The sequence below is a fragment of the Pseudactinotalea sp. genome (assembly GCF_048594945.1).
Classification (GTDB): domain Bacteria; phylum Actinomycetota; class Actinomycetes; order Actinomycetales; family Beutenbergiaceae; genus Pseudactinotalea.
In genome coordinates this window covers 1-5,471 of the sequence record NZ_JBMDXJ010000367.1, presented here as the reverse complement: position 1 = coordinate 5,471, position 5,471 = coordinate 1, and the positions used below count along the sequence as shown (strand labels likewise).

Genomic DNA, 5,471 nt, shown 5'->3' with positions numbered 1-5,471 from the left:
GCGTGGGGTAGAACGAGGCGATACCCCCGGTGTTGATGAGCCAGGTGTCTGCTCCGTAGCCCACGATGAAGTCCAGTGCGTCATCAACGTCGAGAACAGCGTCGATCTCCTGCAGGTTGGTCTGGAACACCGAGAAGGGTGCGTTCCACCACCCTTCGCTCCTCTGCTCCTGCTCTGGCTTCGTCTGCACTGCTGTGTCCACGGACATGGTGATGGTGTTCTCCTCTGTCGAAACTTGTTGGCAGGTAGATGGGTGATGGTGGTTCAACTCGCGGTGCTGAGCGTCTGGTTCGCCTCGGTGACGAACTGCTCTGCAGCCTCACTGGCCGACATGCGGCCGAATCCCACCTCTTCGTTGACCCGCCGAGCGAGGTCGGTGACAGCGGCAATCCCGCCCTTGATCTCGGCCGGTGGTGTGGGCTCGATGTCGGCGAAGGCCTCTTGCGTGTAGCTGAGCACGGTTGCCTGAAGCTGGCTGAGGTCCTCCATCTCGAGCACTGCGGCCAATGCTGTGTCGGCGGCGGGTGGGCCACTGATGAGGCCGAGGATCTGCGCCGACTCGGGGGCACTGACGAACCAGTTCAGCACTTCGAGTGCGCGTTCCTTCTTGTCGCTTCTGGCGTTGAGCGTGACGCAGGAGGACGGCGCCGTGTAGAGACCCTTGCTGCCCCCGGGCTCGGCCGACGGCGGCGGCGTCAGTGTGAGCTCATCCTCCATGAGTGACTGGTAGCCACTCTCAAGGTCCTGCACTGCGATGTTCGAGAACACGGCAAGCCCCTTGACCATGGGCGAGTTCGGCCACGAACCGGGCGTCCATTGGGCCGACACATCGATGGGCACGCTGACGCCTTCTTGCCGGAGCTCCTCCCACATGTGGAGCCAAGCTGCGATGTCGTCAACCGACGCGTTGATCGCCCCGTCACCGAACAATGCCGAGCCATTGGCGCGCATCCAGACCTGCCACCATCCCAGGCTCTGCGCCCAGTCCTGCGTTCCGCACACGGTGCCGTCGCTCGCGTCGTACACCTCGCGGCAGTAGTCCGCGAACTCCTCGAAAGCCCAGACCTCAGGTGGCGGTGCCACGTCGAGGCGGTCGAGGAGGCTCACGTTCATCCCGAGCGCCTGGGTACTGGCGGCGATCGGGGCTGCGTAGAGGGTGCCGTCCTCCGCTCGACCCAGATCGAGGATGGCGTCGGTGAAGTTGCCAGGCTCGAAACCCTCGACTGCGTCAAGCGGCTCAAGCGTTCCGCGGCTCGCGTAGGTGAACACCTCACCGCCGGCGAGCGTGATGACATCCGGTGCGTTGCCACTTGCCACCATCGTGGCGATCTTGTCCGGCCACGCATCGCTGGGGACCCCGAGGTACTCGACCGGATTGTCCGGATGCGCCGCGATGAACGCGTCGATGGCGTTCTTACGGATCTCGAGCTTGTCGGCACTTCCGAAGATTCCGAACACGACCGGGGCATCGGAATCGCCGGAACCGCCGCCGCAGGCGGTGAGCGCACCGGCAGCACCAAGACCAAGCGCTGTCAGCAGGGCGGATCGACGCGTGATCGGCGTCGAGAGCAAGGAACGGTTGTCCATCACATTCTCCTTTGATGTGTGGTGAGCAGGTATCTGTCAGCGCACAGGGCGCATCGATCAGCCCTTGAGGCCGGTCGTACTGATGCCGTCCACGAGACGGCGCTGGAAGAGCATGAAGACGACGAAGGTCGGCACGAGGGTGAGCACCGACATCGCCAGGAGCTGTGCGTACGAACCGCCAGAGGAGTCGACGAACGTACGCAGCCCGATCGGCACGGTGAGCCTGCCGGGCGAGTTCAGGTAGATGAGCTGGGAGAAGAAGTCGTTGTACGTCCAGATGAAGGTGAAGATCACAGTGGTCACGAGCGCTGGCTGGAGCAGCGGGAGGATCACTCGGCGGTAGATCGCCCAGGCTCCGCAGCCATCGAGTCGTGCGGCCTCGTCCAGCTCGCGCGGGATGCCGCGGATGAACTGCACCATGAGGAAGATGAAGAAGGCATCGGTTGCCAGGAATTTCTGAACCACCAGCGGGAGGAAGGTGTCGATCCACCCGAGGTTGAAGTACAGGGTGTATTGCGGCACGAGCAGTGCATGGGCCGGAAGCATCAGAGTGAGAAGCATGATCGCGAACAGCGGTCCACGGAGCGGGAACCGCAGGCGTGCGAACGCATAGGCGGCGAGCGAGCACGAGGCGACGTTCCCCAGGATCGCCAGTGCACACACGATGAACGAGTTGATGAAGAAGTAGCCGAACGCGGGGGTCGTCGCGAACCACGCTGCCACGTAGTTGCGCAAGTCGAACACGGTCGGCAGCCCGGTGGGATTGCTGAAGATCTGACTGTCCTCGCGGAACGAGTTCAGCAGCATCCACGCCAGCGGGTACAGCATCCCGACGCATCCCACAACGAGGATCACGTAGATCCACCAGCGGTTGCGCTCACGATGAACGGACTGTCGGTGGTGCTGTCGGCTCGGCGCCACGCTCGCCTGCGGCTGCGCGCGCGTCTTGTGGGTCATCGTCGTCGTCATGTTCGATCAGGCATTTCCGTAGTAGACCCAGCGACGCGAGGTCGCGAAGTTGAGGGCAGTGAAGATGGCGATGATCACCAGCAGTACCCACGCCATCGCCGAGGCGTAGCCCATCTGGAAGTTGGTGAAGCCCTGCTGGTAGAGGTAGAGCGTGTAGAACAGCGTGGAGTCGAGGGGCCCACCTGTGCCGCCGCTGACGATGTAGGCGGAGGTGAACGCCTGGAACGAGTTGATGACCCCGAGCACCAGGTTGAAGAAGATCACCGGCGTGATCATCGGGATGGTGATCCGTAGCAGCTGTTGCCACTTGCTTGCGCCGTCGACCGCGGCGGCGTCGTAGAGGTCGGCGGGGACCTGCTGCAGACCCGCCAGGAAGATCACCATCGCGGAGCCGAACTGCCAGACGTGCAGGATCACCAGGGTGTAGAGGGCGAACCTCGGATCAGCGATCCAGTTCGGCGCGCTGATGCCGAAAGCGCCGAGCACCTGGTTGATGACGCCAGTGCCCCCGAAGAGCTGACGCCACATCACTGCGACCGCCACACTGCCACCCAGCAGCGAGGGCAGGTAGTACACGGAGCGGAAGATCGCCAGTCCCCTCACCTTCTGGTTGAGGAGCATCGCCACGGCGAGCGCGAACGCCAGCTGCAGCGGCACTCCCAGGAACACATAGGTGAAGGTCACCCCGAGCGAGGTGAGGAACCGCGAGTCGTTCAGCAGGTTGGCGTAGTTGCCCAGGCCCACCCAGTCCGGCGCCTGTAACAGGTCGAAGTTCGTGAAGGACAAGTAGAGCGAGGCGATCAGCGGCCCTGCGGTCAGCACGACCACGCCGCCGAACCACGGGAGCAGGAACGCATACGCGGCCAGCGCCTCGCGGCCCCGCGTCCGTCCGCGCCGTCGCCCTTCGCTTCGCATCTGGTGCAGCTTCGCTGTCGTCACGCCACCCTCCTTTGGGTTCCGTCGGCTACCGCGGACCAGTATCCACGCGCGTAGACTCTAGCGCAAGACTTTCTCGGATAGTAGAAGCACTGTTCCTTATTGCGGAGGTTCGGGAGCCTGTCCGGTGGATGCAGCACGCCGGAGGCCGAGATCGTGGATGCTGCGGGAGAGTGGTTGTTGCCGCAGCAGCAGCGACGGTGCCCTCGATGTGGTTCGTGGCCGTCGGACTCCAACCAGCCTGCGGATCGGTCGCGACGGGTGCACTATCGTCACCCGTTTCGCATGAGCTGCTCGATGCCGCTCGTTCTCAACCGACCCGGGTCACGCTCCGGCTGTAGCGCGATCGCTGCCTGCTCGTCAGGACCTCTTGCGACGGCAATGCCGCCACATCTGCCGCGTACGGACCATCGTCACCGGCTCGATGCCCCAGAGAGCCGGACGAGGTAGTTGAGCTCATCGTCCGTGGGGTACTCCGCTGTCGCGTCGAACTGACCGGTATCCCGGGTCTGGCGCATGTACGCGTACAGATCCAGGAAGTGCCTCGCCGCCGAGATCGCACCGACGTGGTCATCGACGAGCGCCTCATCTGCAGGCGTGGGTGCCTCGCCCTCAGGCGGCGTCGGCGCGTCCGTGGGCTCGGCTTTCTCGGTCACCGTCTCCGTGGGCGTCGCGCTCTCGGATGTCTCGGACGTGTCGCTCGTCGGCGGATCGGTGTGTTCCTCACCACCGTCGCACGCCGACAGCGCCGGTTGTGGATAACCGCTGTCCACTCGCATCCGTGGCTCACATCTCGGTCCAGCTCAGCGGACGTGTGGGTACGGGCCAGGCAGCCCTGGCGAGGCTCACTTGATCCCGGTGTTGGCGATCCCCTGCACGATCTGTCGCTGGAAGAGGAGGAACACGGCAAACAACGGCAGTGCCCCAAGGATTGCCGACGCCATGATCTGCGCGTACGCGACACCGAACTCACCTTGTACGGTCGCCAGCCCGACCGTCACGGTCATCAGCTGGGAGTCGTTGAGCGTGAGCAGCGGCCAGAGCAGGGCGTTCCATGACCACACGAACGTGAAGATCGCAACCGCGGAGATCGCCGGACGGCTGAGCGGCATCGCGATCGTCGCCCACATGCGGAGCCAGCCGGCGCCGTCGGCCTGCGCCGACTCGAACAAGGCGCCCGGCAGACCGTCGAAGAACTGCTTGAACACGAACACTGCGACGGCCGCCGGCACTTGGGGCAGGATCACCGCCCAGTACGTCCCGAGCAGCCCGAGCACCTGCATCTCCTGGAACAACGGCACGATCAGCGCCTGGCTCGGAATCATGATGCCGAGCAGGATCGCCCCGAAGATGACCTTCTTGCCCGCCATCGGCACGCGGGAGAGCGCGAACGCCGCCATGCTCGAGACGAGGACCGCCAAACCGGACACCATGCACGAGATGAACAGACTGTTCCCGTACCAGAGCACGATGTCGGTCGAGTTGATGACGCCGAGGTAGGCCTCGAGGGTCGGATTCTCGATCATCCACGTGAGCGGCAGTCGCGTCGTCTCCGTCTCCGGCTTGAACGACGTGTCGAGTGCCCATAGCAGCGGCACGAGCCAGAGCAGCCCGAACGCCACGACCACCGCTGTCGCCATCCGATCGAAGCCGGACATCTTCGGCCTGCCGCCGCGCCGGCGGCGGTCGCGTGCTGACGTCACCGCGGCGCGCTCGGCCACCTGTGCCGAACGATCTGTCACTGCAGTCATCAGACGTCCTCCTTCGAGAATCGGCGCGATGTGGCGAACCACGCAGCCGAGAGCAGCAGCACGAACACGAACAGGATCAACGACGCGGCCGAGGCGAAGCCCACCCGGTAGCTGGTGAAGCCGTAGTCGAAGATGAAGCCGACCACCGACCGTGTCGCGAAGTTGGGTCCGCCGCCGGTCAGCAGGTAGATCTGGTCGAACACCTTGAGCGCGCCGATCAGCTCCAGC

The 5,471-nt window shown here is 64.3% G+C and carries 6 protein-coding genes and 1 pseudogene; all 7 read right to left on the bottom strand.

The window, feature by feature from the left end; translation table 11 throughout:
* Nucleotides 1-190: hypothetical protein (locus ACOJSN_RS16810; protein ID WP_420113642.1), on the bottom strand; the 190-nt coding region annotated here is incomplete at its 3' end.
* 74 nt (nt 191-264) lie between these two features.
* Nucleotides 265-1,587 carry an ABC transporter substrate-binding protein gene (locus ACOJSN_RS16805; protein ID WP_420113641.1) on the bottom strand — a complete coding sequence of 441 codons (1,323 nt, stop codon included), beginning with the start codon at nt 1,585-1,587 and terminating at the stop codon, nt 265-267.
* 57 nt (nt 1,588-1,644) lie between these two features.
* Nucleotides 1,645-2,544, bottom strand: a complete 900-nt coding sequence (locus ACOJSN_RS16800; protein WP_420113640.1) for a carbohydrate ABC transporter permease — start codon at nt 2,542-2,544, stop codon at nt 1,645-1,647.
* An 18-nt stretch (nt 2,545-2,562) separates the two neighbouring features.
* Entirely contained in the window at nt 2,563-3,471 is a 909-nt protein-coding gene (locus tag ACOJSN_RS16795) for a carbohydrate ABC transporter permease (RefSeq protein ID WP_420113643.1), read from the bottom strand.
* A gap of 434 nt (nt 3,472-3,905) precedes the next feature.
* Complete coding sequence (locus tag ACOJSN_RS16790; RefSeq protein ID WP_420113639.1) at nt 3,906-4,148, bottom strand: hypothetical protein; 243 nt, start codon at nt 4,146-4,148, stop codon at nt 3,906-3,908.
* A gap of 189 nt (nt 4,149-4,337) precedes the next feature.
* Complete coding sequence (locus tag ACOJSN_RS16785) at nt 4,338-5,243, bottom strand: carbohydrate ABC transporter permease (RefSeq protein ID WP_420113638.1); 906 nt, start codon at nt 5,241-5,243, stop codon at nt 4,338-4,340.
* Nucleotides 5,243-5,471, bottom strand: a pseudogene (locus tag ACOJSN_RS16780) (sugar ABC transporter permease); the annotation flags it as partial. The gene ACOJSN_RS16785 and the pseudogene ACOJSN_RS16780, both read right to left, overlap by 1 nt.

Bases quoted from the DNA above. Each gene is read 5' to 3' on its own strand.
- ACOJSN_RS16795 (WP_420113643.1), bottom strand. From the start codon at position 3,471: ATGCGAAGCGAAGGGCGACGGCGCGGACGGACGCGGGGCCGCGAGGCG.
- ACOJSN_RS16800 (WP_420113640.1), bottom strand. From the start codon at position 2,544: ATGACCCACAAGACGCGCGCGCAGCCGCAGGCGAGCGTGGCGCCGAGC.
- ACOJSN_RS16805 (WP_420113641.1), bottom strand. From the start codon at position 1,587: ATGGACAACCGTTCCTTGCTCTCGACGCCGATCACGCGTCGATCCGCC.
- ACOJSN_RS16785 (WP_420113638.1), bottom strand. From the start codon at position 5,243: ATGACTGCAGTGACAGATCGTTCGGCACAGGTGGCCGAGCGCGCCGCG.